We start from the raw sequence: 437 nt of genomic DNA, 5'->3' as shown, positions 1-437 counted from the left end.
CGATGCTGACTGCGGACGAACCGGGACTACTTCACGCCATCGGGAATGAAGACGTAGCCCAGGCCCCAGACCGTCTGGATGAAGCGGGGGTTGCCCGGGTCCGGTTCGATGAGCTTGCGCAGGCGCGAGATCTGCACGTCCAGGCTGCGGTCGAACACTTCGTATTCGCGGCCGCGGGCCATTTCCATGAGCTTCTCGCGCGAGAGCGGCTGGCGCGGATGCCGCGCGAACACCTTGAGCACCGAGAATTCGCCCGTGGTGAGCGTGATTTCCTCGTCGTTCTTGGTCAGCGTGCGGGTGGCCAGGTTCAGCACGAAATCGCCGAAGGCGAAGGTTTCGGGCGTCTCGGACGGGGCGCCCGGTACCTCGGCGGGGCCCTTGCGGCGCAGCACGGCGTGAATGCGCGCGATCAGCTCGCGCGGGTTGAAAGGCTTGGG

Annotated in this window: 1 protein-coding gene; it reads right to left on the bottom strand. The window is 66.1% G+C overall.

The features are described from left to right. Positions 1–26: 26 nt before the first annotated feature. Positions 27–437 (bottom strand): winged helix-turn-helix domain-containing protein (locus AB4Z50_RS36085; RefSeq protein WP_441887311.1); only part of this gene is annotated, 411 nt, incomplete at its 5' end.

Source organism: Paenibacillus sp. 2TAB26, from assembly GCF_052115145.1.
Taxonomy (GTDB): domain Bacteria; phylum Bacillota; class Bacilli; order Paenibacillales; family Paenibacillaceae; genus Pristimantibacillus.
This window is presented reverse-complemented; position numbering and strand designations above follow the sequence as displayed.